This window comes from Streptomyces sp. NPDC088766 (genome assembly GCF_044750845.1).
Classification (GTDB): Bacteria; Actinomycetota; Actinomycetes; order Streptomycetales; family Streptomycetaceae; genus Streptomyces.
The window spans coordinates 206,629-222,630 of sequence record NZ_JBIVKQ010000006.1; the positions used below are offsets into that span (position 1 = coordinate 206,629).

Here is a 16,002-nt window from a genome sequence, read left to right on the forward strand (position 1 = left end):
TCAGAAGTACCCCTCGCGCTTGCGGTCTTCCATCGCGGCTTCGGAGAGTTTGTCGTCGGCGCGGGTGGCGCCGCGTTCGGTGAGCCGGGAGGCGGCGATCTCCGTGATGACCTTGTCGATGGTGTCGGCGTCGGAGTCGACGGCGCCGGTGCAGGACATGTCGCCGACGGTGCGGTAGCGCACCTGCCGCTTCTGGAGCGTCTCGCCGTCGCGGGGGCCGCCCCACTCGCCGGCCGTCAGCCACATCCCGGCCCGCCGGAACACCTCGCGTTCGTGGGCGAAGTAGATCTCGGGCAGTTCGATGCCCTCGCGGGCGATGTACTGCCACACGTCCAGCTCGGTCCAGTTGGACAGCGGGAAGACGCGCACGTGCTCGCCGGGGGCGTGGCGGCCGTTGTACAGGTTCCACAGTTCGGGGCGCTGGCGGCGCGGGTCCCACTGGGAGAACTCGTCGCGCAGGGAGAACACCCGCTCCTTGGCGCGGGCCTTCTCCTCGTCGCGCCGGCCGCCGCCGAAGACCGCGTCGAACCGCTCGGTGTGGATCTTCTCCGTCAGCGGCAGCGTCTGCAGCGGGTTGCGGGTGCCGTCCGGGCGTTCCCTGAGGATGCCGCGGTCGATGTAGTCCTGCACCGAGGCGACGTGCAGGCGCAGCCCGTGCCTGGCGACCGTGCGGTCGCGGTAGTGCAGGACCTCGGGGAAGTTGTGCCCGGTGTCCACGTGCAGCAGCGCGAAGGGCACCGGCGCCGGCGTGAACGCCTTCAGCGCCAGGTGCAGCATGACGATGGAGTCCTTGCCGCCGGAGAACAGCATCACCGGGTTGTCGAACTCGCCCGCCACCTCGCGCAGGATGTGCACCGCCTCCGACTCCAGCGCGTCGGGGTGGCTGAGGGCGTAGCGGGTGTGCGTGCCCTCTTGGTCCGCCGTCTGCGGGTGGCCGGTCGGCGTCATAACAGTCCCCTTTCGGTGAGCACGGCGTACACCGCGGCGGCGGACTCCTGGACACTGTGGTGCTGGGAGTCGAGGCGCAGGTCGGGTGAGGCGGGTTCCTCGTAGGGGTCGTCGACCCCGGTGAGCCCGGTCAGTTCGCCCGCGGCCTGCTTGGCGTACAGGCCCTTGACGTCCCGTGCGCTGCACACCTGCAGGGGGGTGGCGACGTGCACCTCGACGTAGGGGGTGTTGTTGCTGTGGTGGCGCCTGCGGACCGCTTCGCGGCTGTCGGCGTAGGGGGCGATCACCGGGACCAGGGCCAGCACGCCGTTGCGGGCGAGGAGTTCGGCGACGTAGCCGATGCGCTGCACGTTGGTGTCGCGGTCCGCGCGGGAGAAGCCGAGGCCGGCGGAGAGCGCCTGGCGGATCTCGTCGCCGTCCAGGACCTCCACGCGGTGGCCCCCCGCGCGCAGCCGGCGGGCCAGCTCGTGGGCGATGGTGGTCTTGCCGGCGCTGGGCAGGCCGGTGAGCCAGACGGTGACCGCGGTCGTCACGTGTGTCTCCTGGGGGTTGGTGGTCGTCGTGGCGTGCAGCCGGCGCGGGTGCGGCCGCGGGCCCCGTGCGGGCCGCCGCGCGGTGCGGGGCGGCGGGCCGGCGGCGGTGTGGCGTCGCGGTGGCCGGCGGTGGTGACCGCGGGTGCGGGGGTGCGGGGTGGCGCACGGTCGGGGCCGGTGCCGTGGCGGGCCGGTGCCGTCGTGGCGCGGTCAGGCCGGGCGGGCGGCGGGGGCGGCGGCGGGGGCGGGGTGGGGGTGGCCGAACCAGTGAGTGAGGGCGTCGGTGAGGTCGCGGCCGCTGCCGGGGCTGGTCCAGGCGACGTAGCCGTCGGGGCGGACGAGGACCGCCTGCAGGGCGGGGGCGGGGTCGGGTGCCCAGGCGGCGGTGACGATGTCGACGCGGTCGGCCCAGTCCTGGGCGAGCCGGGCCGCCCCGGCACCGGCACCGGTGTCGGTGGTGATCAGGACGCCGCGGGCGGTGTGGAGCAGGTCGGCGATGCGGGTCCGGCTGCCGTCGGGCAGGACCAGCACCTGGTCGGGCGGCATGCGCCGGCCCAGCAGCGGGTGCTCCCCCGGCCCCATGTCGTAGCGGATGCCCAGCCCGCTGAGCATGCCGGCCAGGTGGGCGGCGGCGTCGGGGTGGGTCATGAGTTCGCCCAGTACGGTGCGCAGCGGGGCGGTGTCCTCGCCGGTGAGGCGCAGTTCGATCGCGGCGCGGGCGTTGCGCGCCAGTTCCCGGCCGATGGGGTGGCGTTCGGCGTGGTAGGTGTCCAGCAGTCCTTCGGGGGCGCGGCCGTTGACCGCTGCGGCCAGTTTCCAGCCGAGGTTGACCGCGTCCTGCACGCCCACGCTCAGGCCCTGTGCCATCGCCGGGGGCTGGACGTGGGTGGCGTCGCCGGCGAGGAAGATCCGGCCGCTGCGGTAGGCGTCGGCGACCCGGGAGGCGTCGGTGAAGCAGCTGATCCAGCGGCACTGGCCGTGGTGGATGGACTCGCCGGTCAGGCGCTGCCAGGCGTCGGCGAGGTCGGTGTAGGACAGCGCGTCGCGGTCCTTGGGGCGCATGCCCCGCTCGTAGGCGACGACGCGGGTGACGCCGTTCTCCAGGTCCATCGCCATGATCATGCTGCCGTCGGGCAGGTTCTCGCCGATGCGGCGGCGGCGGGTCTCGATGCCGGTGACGTCGGCGGTGTAGAAGCCGCGGGTGGGCCGGGGGCCGGGGAAGCCGATGCCGGCCAGCCGGCGCACGGTGCTGCGTCCGCCGTCGCAGCCGACCAGGTAGCGGGCGCTGTCCTGGCCGGGGCCGTCGGGTCCGTCGAGGTCGACGGTGACGCCGTCGGGTGTCTGGTGCACGCCGGTGACCTCGTGGCCGCGGCGCACGGGGACGCCGAGTTCGGCGGCTCGTTCCTCCAGCATCCGTTCGGTGCGGAACTGGGAGACGCCCCGCGCGCCGCGGTGGTCCTCCTCCAGCAGGGACAGGTCGATGGGGACGCCGCCGAAGTGGCTGTCGGCGGGTTCGGTCGCGCCGAGCCTGGTGAGCAGCCCGCGCTGGTCGAAGCTCTCGGCGGTGCGCCGGGTGAAGCTGGCGCCGCGGGATTCGCGGGGCGGGGCGGGCAGCTTCTCGTAGACGACGACGTCGACGCCGCCCAGGCGCAGTTCGCCGGCCATCATCAGCCCGACGGGGCCGGCGCCGACGACGATCACGTCCCAGGTCATGCTCGCGCTCCTGTCCGGTGGGTGGTGCCGGCCGGCGGCCCGGCGGCGGCGGGGGCGGGGTGGGGGTGGCCGAACCAGTGGGTGAGGGCGTCGGTGAGGTCGCGGCCGCTGCCGGGGCTGGTCCAGGCGACGTAGCCGTCGGGGCGGACGAGGACCGCCTGCAGCGCGGGGGCGGGGGCGGGGGCGGGGTCGGGTGCCCAGGCGGCGGTGACGATGTCGACGCGGTCGGCCCAGTCCTGGGCGAGCCGGGCCGCCCCGGCACCGGCACCGGTGTCGGTGGTGTCGGTGTCGGTGTCGGTGGTGATCAGGACGCCGCGGGCGGTGTGGAGCAGGTCGGCGATGCGGGTCCGGCTGCCGTCGGGCAGGACCAGCACCTGGTCGGGCGGCATGCGCCGGCCCAGCAGCGGGTGCTCCCCCGGCCCCATGTCGTAGCGGATGCCCAGCCCGCTGACGATGCCGGCCAGGTGGGCGGCGGCGTCGGGGTGTTCGGCCAGTTCACCCAGTACGGCGCGCAGGGGGTCCATGTCGGCGTCGCCGAGGTAGAGCAGGGATGCCGCCCGGGCGTTGCGGATGAGCTGTTGGCCGATGGGGTGGCGTTCGGCGTGGTAGGTGTCCAGCAGTCCTTCGGGGGCCCGGCCGTTGACGGTGGCGGCGAGTTTCCAGCCGAGGTTGGCCGCGTCCTGCAGGCCGGCGCTGAGGCCCCAGGCGGCCAGCGGCGGCATCTCGTGCGCGGCGTCGCCGGCCAGGAGCACCCGGCCGCGCCGGTAGTCCTCGGCGAGGCCGGCGGTGTTGTCGCAGGCCCACATCCACTGTGCCTGGCCGTGGTGGATGGACTCGCCGGTCAGGCGCTGCCAGGCGTCGGCGACCTGGGTGAAGGTGAGGGCGTCGGGGTCGGGGTGGGGCGGCAGGCTCTTGTCGTGGATGACGATGCGCAGCCGGCCCTCGCCCAGGGGGGTGCACACCACCATGTGGCCGCCGGGCAGGCGTTCGCCGATGGGCCGCGGGCGCAGGCTCACTCCGGTGATCTCCGCGGTGTACATGCCGCGGGTGGCCGGCCAGACCCGGGCGTCGATGCCCGCGGCGGTGCGTACGGTGCTGCGCGGGCCGTCGCAGCCGACCAGGTAGCGGGCGCTGTCCTGGCGGGGGCCGTCGGGTCCGTCGAGGTCGACGGTGACGGCGTCGGGTGTCTGGTGCACGCCGGTGACCTCGTGGCCGCGGCGCACGGGGACGCCGAGTTCGGCGAGCCGGTGGGCGAGCATCTCCTCGGTGCGGGCCTGGGACAGGCCCAGGACGCCGCTGTGGTTGTCGGCCAGCATGCCGAGGTCGAAACGGACTCCGCCGAAGTGTCCCATCGGGCCCCACCGGAATTCACCGATCCGGGAAAGCAGTCCGCGCTGGTCCAGTGATTCGGCTGCCCGCCGGTTGAATCCGAGTGCGCGGGATTCTCCGGAAGGGGCGGCGAGTTTGTCGTAGACGGTGACTTTCACGCCGCCCAGGTGGAGTTCGCCGGCCAGCATCAGTCCGACCGGCCCGGCACCGACAATGATGACGCCAGTTTCCATTTTTGGCCTTCCACGCGGGCGGCTGGGAAATCGTCGCTGTCAAAGTACACAGGGCCCTCTTCGGCTGCAATGACCCGAGGAATGCCGAACTCGCCTGGTGCGGCGGGGTGTTCAACCGCGGATTGTTCCGCGGCTGAACACCTGCGGGGGTGCGGCGGCTACGGGGCCGGGAGGGGTGCGGGGTTGGCGTCGCAGGCGGCGTCGGCGCCCTTGGCGGAGGCCGGGCGGGTGCCGTCCCCCAGGTAGGCGCTGACGTAGGCGTTGATGCACGTGTTGGCGTTGCGCGACAGCGACGTCTCGTGCTCGTAGCCGTTGTTCTCCAGCAGCAGCCGGGAGTCGGGGAAGCGCCGGTGCACGTCGTAGGCGCCGGCCAGCGGGGACCCGGCGACGTGCTCGCCCTGCACCAGGAGGATGTCCACGCCCGCGGCGCCGGTCTTGAGGGGGGTGGCGGCGGGCACCGGCCAGAACGCACACGGCGCGTTGTACCAGGCGTTGTACCAGGTGAGGAAGGTGTTGCCGGTGCGGTACTGGCGCCAGTAGTCGCGGTGCCAGCGCCGGGTGTCGCGGGGCCAGGGCGAGTCGGTGCACTGGACCGCGTTGTACATGGCCTGCTTGTTCTGGGTGGGGTAGCCGGGGTCGTTGAAGTTGGCCTTCAGGCCGGCGGGGTCCTTGCGCAGCACCCAGTCGGCCAGTGCCTTGGTGTGGCCGCTCCAGGAGGAGCGGCGGTAGAGGTTGACCAGGAAGACCTCGGTGTACTCGGCGGGTCCGATCCTGCCGTCGACGGGTGCCTGGCGCACCATCGCCATGCCTTCGTCGTACCTGGCCGCCACCTGGGCCCGGGTGGTGCCCAGGTGGTAGGTGGCGTCGTTCGCGGCGATCCAGGAGAAGTAGTTCTCGGCGCTCTTTTGGAAGGTCACGTTCTGTTCGAGGACGTCCCGGTACCAGCCGCCGGTGGGCTGCACGACGGTGTCGAGGACCATGCGGCGCACCCGGTGGGGGAACATCGAGGCGTAGACCGAGCCGAGGTAGGTGCCGTAGTCCCAGCCGAAGTAGGTCAGCTGCTGCTGGCCCAGTGCCTGGCGGATCAGGTCCAGGTCGCGGGCGGCGTCCTTGGTGCCCAGGTGGGCGAGTGTGTCGCCGTGGGCGCGGCCGCAGCTGTCGGCGAAGGCGCGGGCCTTGTCCCACCATGCCTGTTCGTCGGCGGGTGTGGCGGGCACCAGGTCGGGGCGGGCCCTGCCCGGCCAGACGTAGGACGGCTCGCAGGTGACCTGCGGCTCGCTGGCCCCGGTGCCGCGCGGGTCGAAGCCGATCCAGTCGTAGGTGGCGCCGACGGCCGGGGACAGTCCGGAGGTGCCCTTGGCGAACCGGGTGGGCAGGTCACGTCCGAACTGCCCCGGCCACTGGCCGCGGTTGAGCAGCACGATGCCCTGGTACTGCTCCTCGGGCGCGGTGTGCCGGGCGCGGGTGAGCGCCAGTCGTATCGTGCGGCCGTCGGGGCGGCTGTGGTCGAGCGGGACCTGGAGGGTGCCGCATTCGAGCCCTTTCAGATAACCCCCGATGACCGGGTCGTTGTCCGGGCAGGCGGACCAGGAGACGCCGGCCGCCGGCAGGTCGGCCGACGCCTTCGCCGGTGCCGCGACCGCCGCGCCGGCCAGGGCGGTGGCGGCCGCCACCGTCATTGCTAGGAACTTCCTCACGTATTCCCCTTCTTGAGCGCAGGCGCGCCGCCCGGCCCGGTGCGCGGGCAGGTCGGCGGACCCGATTTCCACGGGCATGTCCAGGGGGGTCGGCGAGAGACTATCGACAGGGGTAAGTGGCGGGAAAACACCTACGGTTGAACACCGCATGCGCCCGGAGCGGGGCGGAGCGGGGCAGGGCAGGCGGGAATGGCGCACCGGTTTGGCTACGAAAAAAAAAGGGGGGCGGCCGCGGAATAGAAAAAAGGGGGGGTGGCCGCCGGGTGCGGGACGGGGGCGTAAAAAAGGCTGCGGAGCGCGCCGCCGGGCCGGGCCGGGTTGGGGATGCGGAACGGCTGCTGTGCCGGGGCCGGGCCGGGGATATGAAACGGCCGCTTCGCCGGGGCCGGGCCGGGGATATGGGAAAACCCCGCGGAGCGGCCGTGGGTCGGGCCGTTTTCCGCGGGGTGAGGGTGACGGAGAAAAAAGAGGGTGGTGTCTTAGCGTGTGGTGCCGGGGGCGGCGGGCGGGCCGCCGGCGGCCATCTGCTGCATCCGCTCGCGCATGTTCGCGGTGGTGTTGGCGTGCGGGAACGCCGCGGCCGGCACGTCGGCTCCCAGGAACGCGCACAGCGGTTCCCAGCCCTGCTTGACGTCGTAGACGAGGAGGTTGTCCGCGGGGACCGCGTCGATGATCTCCTGGTTGCGCCGGTGGTAGACCTCGATGGCCCGGTCCTTGTCGGCGAACCGGCCCTCGAACAGGCCGTCCCAGGTCATGACGCTGGTCATGCGGTAGACGCGGGCCTGCCGGGACCCCTGCGGCGGAGGGTTGTCCTTGTTCTTGAGGACGAACTGGTAGAGCGTGTTGTAGGTGCTCTCGTACCAGCTGTCGGCGTCGCGCACCGTGAGGACGACCTTGGCGTCGGGGAACGCCTTGGTGATCTGGTCGTAGTAGAAGGAGGGCGGGCCGTCCACCGCGCTGGTGTAGCCGTCGAAGACGGCGTCCCAGTCGGGCTGCAGGCCGTCGCAGATGATGCGTTCCCACTGCTCCAGGCGCTTCTCGTCGCCGACGATGTCGAACATGTGGTAGCAAGGCCCGTAACCGAGCTGTTCCAGCGCCTCCTGCAGTGACGTCGTCCCGGTCCTGCCTAACCCGGCGTTGATGAGCTTCAGCACGGTGCGGTTCCTTCCCTGGCGGCTGGGTGGTCGGCTGCGAGCATGCTTTCCCGCGGCCCGCGCGCAGTCAACAGGGGCGCACGCTGCCGCAGTTGACCGGGCGCGCCGGGCCCCGGCGGTGGGCCGGGCGGTGGCCGGCGCCCGGTGCGGCGCCGCGGGCCGCGGACCGGGCTGCAGCCGGTGCCGGCGGTGGGCGGGGCGGGGTGGCACCGGTCCTGTCCGGGGCGGTGGCCGGCGCCGCGGGCCGGCGCGGCGTGCCGGTCGGTCAGCGCCAGGCCGCCGGGACCTGCCGGGTGGAGACGTTGATGCGGTTCCAGAGGTTGACCAGGCCGATGTGGATGACCAGGGCGGCGAGTTCTGCCTCGCTGTAGTGGCGGGCCGCTTCCTGCCAGACCTCGTCGCAGACGGGGTCGTCCTGGCCGCTGAGGTCGGTGGCGGCCTCGGCCAGTGCCAGCGCGGCGCGCTCGGCGGGGGTGAAGCAGTCCGTTTCTTGCCAGTGGGCGACCTGGGGCAGGCGTTCGTCGGCCTCGGCGGCGCTGCCGAGATCGGCGGGGATCGTGTAGATGCGGCCGTTGATCTGGCTCACCCGCAGCCGGATCAGGTCCAGCGTGCGCTGGGGGACGCCGACCTGGCCGATGACCTTGGTCAGGTCGAGCAGGGGCTGCAGGGCGTCGGGGACGACCAGCGAAGGGTTGTTCATCCTCGGGGGCATCGGGGCTTCTCCCTGTGAGTCGGGCCTGCTCCGTCGCGGCTCGGGCGCCCTGCGGCGCGAAACGACGAAGGGGCGAAGGCACGCGGCGCAAACGGTGCGGCGGCGGGTGCCGGTGCACCAGGCTGCCGTCGCGCGGCCGGTCCTGCAAGTGCGGGCCGCGCCGGGCGGTGCGGCGCCGGTGTTCGACTGCGGAACGGGCGCGGTTGAACAGCGGGGGCGTTCACGCCGGCCCCGGGTGGCGCACCGCACCTGTGTGACGCTTCGGTGGAACACCCCGCGCGTGCCCCACCCCATCCCCCCTCCACCCTCATCCTCACTCCCCTACGACGGAAGGGACGTCCACCGTGGCGGTCGACAGGATCGCGCTCATCACGGGCGCCAACAAGGGCATCGGATACGAGACAGCACGGCAGCTGGGCGAGCAGGGAGCCGTGGTCCTGGTCGGCGCCCGTGACGAGGTGCGCGGCAAGCAGGCGGCCGCCGCGCTGGCGGACGGCGGCATCACGGCGGTGCCGCTGCACCTCGACGTGCGGGACGCGGCCCGCGTGGCCGCTGCCGCGGCCTTCGTCGAGCAGCGGTACGGCCGCCTGGACATCCTGGTCAACAACGCCGGCGTCGCCGGCGGTTTCACCGGGGCGCCCAGCCAGGCGCAGGCAGGTGATCTGCGCGAGGTGTACGAGACCAACGTCTTCGGCGTGGTCACCGTGACCCACGCGATGCTGCCCCTGCTGCGCCGCTCGGAGGCCGGACGCATCGTCAACATGTCGAGCCACCTGGGGTCGCTGGCGTTGAACGCCGACCCGGCGTCCCCGATGGCGGGCGTCAACATGATCGCCTACCAGTCCTCCAAGACCGCCCTCAACGCGATCACGCTCGCCTACGCCAAGGAGCTGCGGGACACCCCGATCAAGGTGAACGCGGCCCATCCCGGGGTGGTGGCCACCGACATCAACGGCCACCGCGGACAGCGCACTCCCGCGCAGGGCGCCGTGATCGCGGTCCGCCTGGCGCTGCTGGACGCCGCGGGACCCTCGGGGGCGTCCCTGTCGCAGGACGGCCCCGTCCCCTGGTAGCCGCCCGCCGGCCGGGGCGGCCTTGCCCCGTCCTCTGGCAGCACCGGGCCGCCCGCCCGGCCGCCCGGCCGCCCGCCGGGGCGCCTGCCGGGGCGCCTGCCGGGGCGGGCCCGCCCGCGCCCGTGCGGCGAGCGGCCTGCCGGCCCCGAGCGGCCGAGCGGCCGAGCGGTCCGCCGGCGGGCCGGGGGCGGGCCGGGGGCGGGCCGGGGGCGGGCCGGCCGGGCTGCTCGCCGGCCGGGCGCGGGGGCTCCAACAGGGGTCGTTCTGTGCTCGGTCGATCCTCCAGAGCGGGGGCGCAGGGTGGAGCGAGGTGCGTGAGATCCGGGAGAGGCCGGACTTGATGCAGGAGGAGTGCTGCAGCGATGAGCTTCGTCAAGGTGTGTCCGGTGGACAAGATCCCGGCCGGGGGTGTGATCGCGGTGGAGGTCGGCGACGTGCCGGTCGCCCTGGTGCGCAGGGGCGAGACGGTGTACGCGGTCAGTGACCTGTGCTCCCACGCCGAGGTCTCCCTGTCCGAGGGGGAGGTCCACGGCACGACGATCGAGTGCTGGCTGCACGGGTCGTGTTTCGACCTGGGCAGCGGCCGGCCGGTCAACCCGCCGGCGACAGCGCCGATCGCCACCTACCGGGTGAAGGTCGAGGACGGCTTCGTGTACGTGTCGCCGGACAGCGAAGGCTAGGCGGGAGACGGTCATGACGTCAGCGTCGAACAAGCCGGGGCGCCGGCCGGTGATCGGGATCACCGGCCGGAGCGTCCCGGTCACCCTGCAGGGCACCGACATGGTGGTGAGCCTCGCGCTCCAGTCACATGTGGACTTCCTCGCCGCCGCGGGCTGTCTGCCGGTGGTGCTGCCGCTGGGGCCGGGCGTCGAGGAGGCCGTCGCCGGCCTCGACGGCCTGCTCGTGCCGGGCGGCCCGGACGTCGATCCGGCACTGTACGGGCAGAGCCGGCATCCGCGTACCCGTGGCGGCAGCGCGGACATGGACCGCGCCGAACTGGCCGTGCTGGGGGCGGCGCTGGGGGCCGGGCTGCCCCTGCTCGCCATCTGCCGCGGCATGCAGCTGCTCAACGTCCAGTGCGGGGGCACCCTGCACCAGCATCTGCCGGAGATCACCGGTGACGACACCCACCGTCCGGACGGCGCCGCGTTCGTGTTCGGCCGGCACGTCCTGGAGCTGGGGGCCGGCAGCCGTATCGCCTCGGTCCTGGGCAGCGACGACCCGCCCAAGACCGCCTGCCACCACCACCAGGCGGTCGACCGGATCGGCACCGGCCTGACCGCCACCGCCTGGGCGCCGGACGGCGTCGTCGAGGCGGTCGAGGCGGTCGGCCACCCCTTCGCGGTCGGCGTGCAGTGGGAAGCCGGCCAGACCGAGGACGACCGGCTCCACGTGGCACTCGCCCAAGCGGCCCGGAGCCGCTGAACCACCCGCCCGGGCCCGCCCGGCACCCCCCCCACCCCACGCCACCCCACGCCGCCCGCCCGGCACAGGACACCCCACGCCGCCCGCCGGCCGGGGCCCGCCCGGTCCGGTCCGCCCGGCCGGGAGCCATGGGCCAGGGCCGTCCGGCGGGGCCGCCCGGCGGTGACGAGCCGTCGAGGCCGGCCCGGCCCGGCACAGCCGGCGGGAGCCCGGCCGGGAACCGCCCGGCGGGAGCCGCGGCGGCCAGGCCCGACGGGCGGAAACCACCCGTCGAGGACCACCCGGCCGATTCCGCCCGGCGGGAGCCGCCCGGTGGGGGCACCCCTGCCGGGGCCCGTCCGCCAAGACCCGTTCCACCACAGCCCGTCCGACGGGGCCCGTCCGCCAAGGCCCCTTCCACCGCAGCCCGTTCCACCGCAGCCCGTCCGCCAAGGCCTGTTCCGCCGGGGCCCCTTCCGCCGCAGCCCGTGCTGCCGGGGTCCACCGGTCGTTGACCGGGACTAAAGAGGCCCAGGTCATGCTGCGTAGGCATCTCCACTCAGGATGCACAGCCGAGCACGACCACATTTGCGTGTCGAAGGCATTCCCGGCACATGCGGCAGTCCCCGTGAGCGTGAGGCTGTCACCTTCCGGAAGGACGAAAATGGGAGCAGTCGAGGTTCCGGTTCTTATCGTGGGCGGCGGCGGGTGCGGTCTTGCCGCCTCCAACTTCCTCTCCGATCACGGTGTGGACCACCTGCTCGTCGAACGGCACGCGGACACCGCGCACGTGCCCAAGGCGCACTACCTCAACCAGCGCACGATGGAGATCTTCCGTCAGCACGCACTCGACGGGCCGATGGTGGAGCAGGGGGCGCCGCTGGAGCTGTTCGGGAAGCTGCGCTGGCTGACCTCGCTCGCCGGGGACCGGCCGATGGACGCGCAGCACATCCACGAGATGGACGCCTTCGGCGGCGGCTCGCTGCGCGCCCGGTACGCCGCGGCCGGGCCCGTGCTGCCGGTCAAGCTGCCGCAGGTGCGGCTGGAGCCGATCCTGCGCCGCAGCGCACAGGAACGAAATCCCGGGCGCATCCTGTTCGGCCACGAGATGACCGCCTTCACCGACGAGGGCGACCGGGTGGTCGCCGAGATCCGCGACACCACCACCGGTGAGAGCACCACGGTCACCGCCCGCTACCTCGTCGGGGCCGACGGCGGCCGCACGGTCGGCCGGGCCCTGGGCATCGAGATGCAGGGCGTGCACGGCCTGCTCGACGTGACGACCGCGTACTTCAGCGCCGACCTGTCGCCGTGGTGGCAGGAGGGCACCTTGCTGACCCACCTGCTGAACCCCTACGACCCCGACCTGTGCAGCAACCTCATCGAGATGGGGCCCAGCTGGGGCAAGGCCTGCGAGGAGTGGGTCCTGCACTTCGAGCCGATGGACGCCGGCCGGCTCGACGAGGAATCGGTCGTGGCCAGGATCCGGGAGGTACTGGGCCTGCCCGGCCTGGAACTGACCTTGCACCACGTGACGAACTGGACGGTGGAGGCGCTGGTCGCCGAGCACTACCGCAAGGGACGGGTACTGCTGGCCGGCGACTCCGCGCACCGCCAGCCGCCCACCGTCGGCCTGGGCCTGAACTCCGGCATCCAGGACGCCCACAACCTGGCGTGGAAGCTGGCCGCGGTACTCAGCGGCCGCGCCCACGACAGCCTCCTGGACACCTACGAGGCCGAGCGGCGGCCGGTGTGCCTGCTCAACGTCGACTGGGCGGTGTCGGCGGCCTCGCACCACCAGACGGTCCTGGGCACCGTGGGCCTGGGCCCGCGCGCCCCCCAGGAACGCCGGCAGCGCATGTTCGCCGCGTACTTCGCGCAGTCCCCCATCGGCGAGGTGGTGCGGGCACGGACCGCGGAGATCCTGGACACCCACCGCGCCGGCTGCCAGGCCCACGACTTCGAGATCGGCTTCCACTACGAACAGGGCGCCCTCGTCCCCGACGGCAGCCTGCCCCCCGCCCGGGTGCCCATGCGCGACGTGTACCACCCCACCACCCGGCCCGGGCACCGGCTGCCGCACGCATGGCTCGAACAAGGCGGCGAGCGCCTGTCGACCCACGACCTGACCGGCTCCCCGGCCGGTTTCGTCCTGCTCACCGGCGACGAAGGGGCGGCGTGGGCACAGGCGGCCGCGCAGGTGGCGGAGAAATTCTCGGTCCCGATCCGCACCGTACGCATCACCCAGACCCCCCAGAACCCCCAAGACGGGCAGGACGGGCAGGACGGGCCGTTCACCGACGTCGACGGCGGATGGCAGGCGGTCCGCGAGATCCGCGGGGACGGCGCCGTCCTGGTGCGTCCCGACAACCACGTGGCATGGCGCGCCATGACCGCCGCCGCGCACCCGGCGGACGTCCTGGCGAACGCGTTCTCCCGCATTCTCGACCCCCGGGCCACAGCGGCTTCCGCTTCCTGACCCCCCGGCAGACAACGCCACAACCCAAAAAAAAAAGGGGGGCGGGGCGGGGCCCCGAAAAGGGGCGCGGGGGCCCCGAAAGGACGCCGGCGGCGCTGACGGCGCCGCCGGCAGCCGGCCGCACACCGGCCGCCACCACCCCCACCCCCACTCCCCCGCTCCCCCCCCCCGATCCCCCGCTTTCGACCCTTTTTTCTCTTCCTCCTCTTTTTCCGGTTTTTCCCGGCAGGCCGGGACGACGCATCGGTGAGGCAATGGACAACAAAGACAACACCGCGGCCGCAGACGCGCAGATCCTGGTCCTGGGCGCGACCGGCCGGCAGGGCGGTGCGGTGGCCCGCGAGCTGCTGCGCCGCGGACGCGCCGTGCGCGCCCTGGTACGTGACGTGCGCGCGCCCGCGGCGCTCGCGCTCGCCGAGGCGGGTGCGCACCTGGTACACGCAGACCTGGACGAACCCGCCTCCGTGCGCGCGGCGATGCACGGCGTGAGCGGCGTGTTCAGCGTCCAGACGTTCCGGGGCCCCGGCGGGGTGGCCGCGGAGGAACGCCAGGGCAAGACGGTCGCCGACGCCGCCGCCGAGGCGGGCGTGCAGCACCTGGTGTACAGCTCGGTGGGCGGCGCCGAACGCTGCGACGCCATCCCCCACTTCCGCAGCAAGCTCGCCATCGAGGAACACATCGGCAAACTCGGCCTGCCCGCAACGGTGCTGCGGCCGACCATGTTCTACGACATCCTCCTCGACCTGGCCCCCCGCCTGGTCGACGGCGAGCTGGTACTGGGCCTGTGGCTGGACCCCCGCACCCCCGTCCAGGTCATCGCGACCGACGACATCGGCGCGTTCGCCGCGGACGCCTTCGACGACCGGGCCACGTGGCTGGGCCGGCAGGTGGAGATCACCAGCGACGAACTGACCGGCGTGCAGATCGCCGAGACGTTCGGGCGCGTGGCCGGCCTCCCGGCCCGCTACGCACAGCAGTCCTTCGAGCCCCTGCGCACCGCCCGCCCCGACCTGGCCGCCATGTTCGACTGGCTCGAGAACGACGGCTACCACGCCGACCTGGCCGAACTGCGCCGCATCCGGCCCCGCCTGACCAGCCTGGAGAGCTGGCTGCGCAGCAACTGGACCGCCCCCGTGAGCTGAACGGCCACCCACCTCCCCACTCCTGCGGCAGACCGGCAAAAACACCGCCGCACACCGGGCAGCCACCACGAAACCCGGCACCACGACCCTCCCCCGGGCCCGCGCGGTACGGGACCCCGGCAGCCACCACGGCACAAGACCCGCCCCACCCACCACCGCGCCCCCGCCTGCCCCACCCACCATGAACAACCACCCCCACCCCCAACCCCGCCCCGGAGCCACCAAAGCCCCCGCGCACAAGAACGGGCAACGCCCCGGAACGGGACAGCCAAGGAGAACGGGCAACGACCACAGGCAGACCACGGCCGGGCGCGACCAGCGACCAGGGGCGGGACGGCCAGGGGCAGCCAGGGGCAGCCAGGGGCAGCCAGGGGCAGCCAGGGGCGGCCGGGGGCGGGGCAGCCGAGGAGAACGGGCAACGACCACAGGCAGACCACGGCCGGGGACGACCAGCGACCAGGGGCGGGACGGCCAGGGACGGCCGGGGAGAACGGGCAACGGCCACAGGCGGACCACGGCCGGGGACGGAGACGGTCCGTCGCCGGACGGCAGCCCCGGGCACGGCGGCCGCAGCACGGGCACGGGCCGGGCCGGGCCGGGCAGACCGAAGAAGAGGCCGGCCGCCCGTGCCCGCACGCCCCGCCGAAGACCCCACGCGCGGCAGCTGACGTCCGGTCAAGGAACACCAGGCGCATACCCGTCCGCGGGCACACCGCCTCACACCCGGTGACCACCGGCGTCGCGCGATGACCACCGGACGTCGCGCGATGACCACCGGACGTCGCGCGATGACCACCGGACGTCGCGCGATGACCACCGGGCGTCGCGCGGGCCGCATCCGGCCGATGAGAGGGGCCCTGACCGCACCCGGAGCGGCCAGCCTGCCCGCCTGCCCCGGTGCGCGCCGCGCCCCACCGCTTCGAGACCACCAGCTCCCACCCGCCGGCAACCTGCCCGGCGCCCGGCACACCCGGCCCCGGCCACCGGCAAAACCCCCCGGCGCCGCGACCACCGCAGCAGCGCGTCCGGCCCACCGCCACGGCAGCAACCGCCCACAGACCGGGAACACCCGATCCCTCACACACACCAGCCGCTTCCCCCTCCGGCCGCCTCAGCCGATAACCCGCCCCCCACTACGGCGCTCACCCACAACCGCATCACACCCGCGGCAGCAGCGACCGTAGCTGCGGCAGCGGCAGCGGCTGCGGCTGACGCACTCACGGATACCGGTACCCCACGAACCGACCCGGCCCGCACAAGGCCGGGCCTCCTGTACCGCCACAGACACCGACAGACGGGCGGACACCGCAGCAAGGAGCGCCGACGAGGAGGTGAGCGCCGCAGGGGTGGACGCCGACGAGGAGGGTGGGTGCCGCAGCGGGGGCACCGACGAGGGGGTGGACGCCGCAGCGGGGAGGCGCCGACAAGGGAGCGAACGCCGAAGCAGGGGGCGCCGACGAGGGGGGAGCGCCGCAGGGGGTGGACGCCGCAGCGGGGAGGGTGGGTGCCGAAGCGGGGGGCGGGCGGGGAGGACGTGCCCGCCCGCCCCTTGCGTACGCGCACCGGTCGCACACCGCCGCCACCG

At 73.6% G+C, this 16,002-nt stretch carries 12 protein-coding genes; 5 read left to right on the forward strand and 7 right to left on the reverse strand.

Annotation, left to right across the window (positions count from 1 at the left end):
* From cysD to ACIP5W_RS11505, 7 genes are all read right to left on the reverse strand, one after another.
* Entirely contained in the window at positions 1-948 is a 948-nt protein-coding gene (gene cysD / locus ACIP5W_RS11475) for a sulfate adenylyltransferase subunit CysD (RefSeq protein WP_401470269.1), read from the reverse strand.
* Positions 945-1,481: an adenylyl-sulfate kinase gene (gene cysC / locus ACIP5W_RS11480; RefSeq protein WP_401470272.1), complete on the reverse strand. Its 537-nt coding sequence runs from the start codon at positions 1,479-1,481 to the stop codon at positions 945-947. Before cysC ends, cysD begins: the two co-directional genes overlap by 4 nt.
* A 210-nt stretch (positions 1,482-1,691) precedes the next feature.
* Positions 1,692-3,194, reverse strand: coding sequence for an FAD-dependent monooxygenase (locus ACIP5W_RS11485; RefSeq protein WP_401470275.1), 1,503 nt, complete (start codon positions 3,192-3,194; stop codon positions 1,692-1,694).
* On the reverse strand, positions 3,191-4,756 hold the full coding sequence (locus ACIP5W_RS11490; RefSeq protein WP_401470278.1) for an FAD-dependent monooxygenase: 1,566 nt from the start codon (positions 4,754-4,756) through the stop codon (positions 3,191-3,193). The genes ACIP5W_RS11485 and ACIP5W_RS11490 overlap by 4 nt, the downstream gene beginning before the upstream one ends.
* Before the next feature lie 158 nt (positions 4,757-4,914).
* Complete coding sequence (locus ACIP5W_RS11495; RefSeq protein WP_401470281.1) at positions 4,915-6,435, reverse strand: alpha/beta fold hydrolase; 1,521 nt, start codon at positions 6,433-6,435, stop codon at positions 4,915-4,917.
* A 497-nt stretch (positions 6,436-6,932) separates the two neighbouring features.
* A complete protein-coding gene (locus ACIP5W_RS11500) occupies positions 6,933-7,607 on the reverse strand; it encodes a sulfotransferase family protein (RefSeq protein WP_401470284.1) in 675 nt (224 codons plus the stop codon).
* Between the two features lie 265 nt (positions 7,608-7,872).
* Positions 7,873-8,319 carry a carboxymuconolactone decarboxylase family protein gene (locus ACIP5W_RS11505; RefSeq protein ID WP_401470287.1) on the reverse strand — a complete coding sequence of 149 codons (447 nt, stop codon included), beginning with the start codon at positions 8,317-8,319 and terminating at the stop codon, positions 7,873-7,875.
* A gap of 344 nt (positions 8,320-8,663) precedes the next feature.
* On the opposite strand from ACIP5W_RS11505, the gene ACIP5W_RS11510 reads away from it, so the two are divergent.
* The 5 genes from ACIP5W_RS11510 to ACIP5W_RS11530 all read left to right on the forward strand — a co-directional run bounded on the left by ACIP5W_RS11510 (position 8,664) and on the right by ACIP5W_RS11530 (position 14,417).
* Complete coding sequence (locus ACIP5W_RS11510; protein WP_401470290.1) at positions 8,664-9,392, forward strand: SDR family oxidoreductase; 729 nt, start codon at positions 8,664-8,666, stop codon at positions 9,390-9,392.
* 362 nt (positions 9,393-9,754) lie between these two features.
* A complete protein-coding gene (locus ACIP5W_RS11515) occupies positions 9,755-10,072 on the forward strand; it encodes a Rieske (2Fe-2S) protein (protein ID WP_401470293.1) in 318 nt (105 codons plus the stop codon).
* 13 nt (positions 10,073-10,085) lie between these two features.
* Positions 10,086-10,817 (forward strand): gamma-glutamyl-gamma-aminobutyrate hydrolase family protein, encoded by a 732-nt coding sequence (locus tag ACIP5W_RS11520; RefSeq protein ID WP_401470296.1) that lies wholly within the window; start codon positions 10,086-10,088, stop codon positions 10,815-10,817.
* 643 nt (positions 10,818-11,460) lie between these two features.
* Positions 11,461-13,275 (forward strand): FAD-dependent monooxygenase, encoded by a 1,815-nt coding sequence (locus tag ACIP5W_RS11525; RefSeq protein ID WP_401470299.1) that lies wholly within the window; start codon positions 11,461-11,463, stop codon positions 13,273-13,275.
* Between the two features lie 254 nt (positions 13,276-13,529).
* On the forward strand, positions 13,530-14,417 hold the full coding sequence (locus ACIP5W_RS11530; RefSeq protein ID WP_401470302.1) for an NmrA/HSCARG family protein: 888 nt from the start codon (positions 13,530-13,532) through the stop codon (positions 14,415-14,417).
* Positions 14,418-16,002: the final 1,585 nt, after the last annotated feature.

Excerpts from the sequence above, each read along its gene's own strand:
- ACIP5W_RS11485 (WP_401470275.1), bottom strand. The coding sequence starts at position 3,194 with ATGACCTGGGACGTGATCGTCGTCGGCGCCGGCCCCGTCGGGCTGATG.
- ACIP5W_RS11490 (WP_401470278.1), bottom strand. The coding sequence starts at position 4,756 with ATGGAAACTGGCGTCATCATTGTCGGTGCCGGGCCGGTCGGACTGATG.
- ACIP5W_RS11515 (WP_401470293.1), top strand. The coding sequence starts at position 9,755 with ATGAGCTTCGTCAAGGTGTGTCCGGTGGACAAGATCCCGGCCGGGGGT.
- ACIP5W_RS11495 (WP_401470281.1), bottom strand. The coding sequence starts at position 6,435 with ATGACGGTGGCGGCCGCCACCGCCCTGGCCGGCGCGGCGGTCGCGGCA.
- cysD (WP_401470269.1), bottom strand. The coding sequence starts at position 948 with ATGACGCCGACCGGCCACCCGCAGACGGCGGACCAAGAGGGCACGCAC.
- ACIP5W_RS11520 (WP_401470296.1), top strand. The coding sequence starts at position 10,086 with ATGACGTCAGCGTCGAACAAGCCGGGGCGCCGGCCGGTGATCGGGATC.
- ACIP5W_RS11530 (WP_401470302.1), top strand. The coding sequence starts at position 13,530 with ATGGACAACAAAGACAACACCGCGGCCGCAGACGCGCAGATCCTGGTC.
- ACIP5W_RS11525 (WP_401470299.1), top strand. The coding sequence starts at position 11,461 with ATGGGAGCAGTCGAGGTTCCGGTTCTTATCGTGGGCGGCGGCGGGTGC.
- ACIP5W_RS11505 (WP_401470287.1), bottom strand. The coding sequence starts at position 8,319 with ATGCCCCCGAGGATGAACAACCCTTCGCTGGTCGTCCCCGACGCCCTG.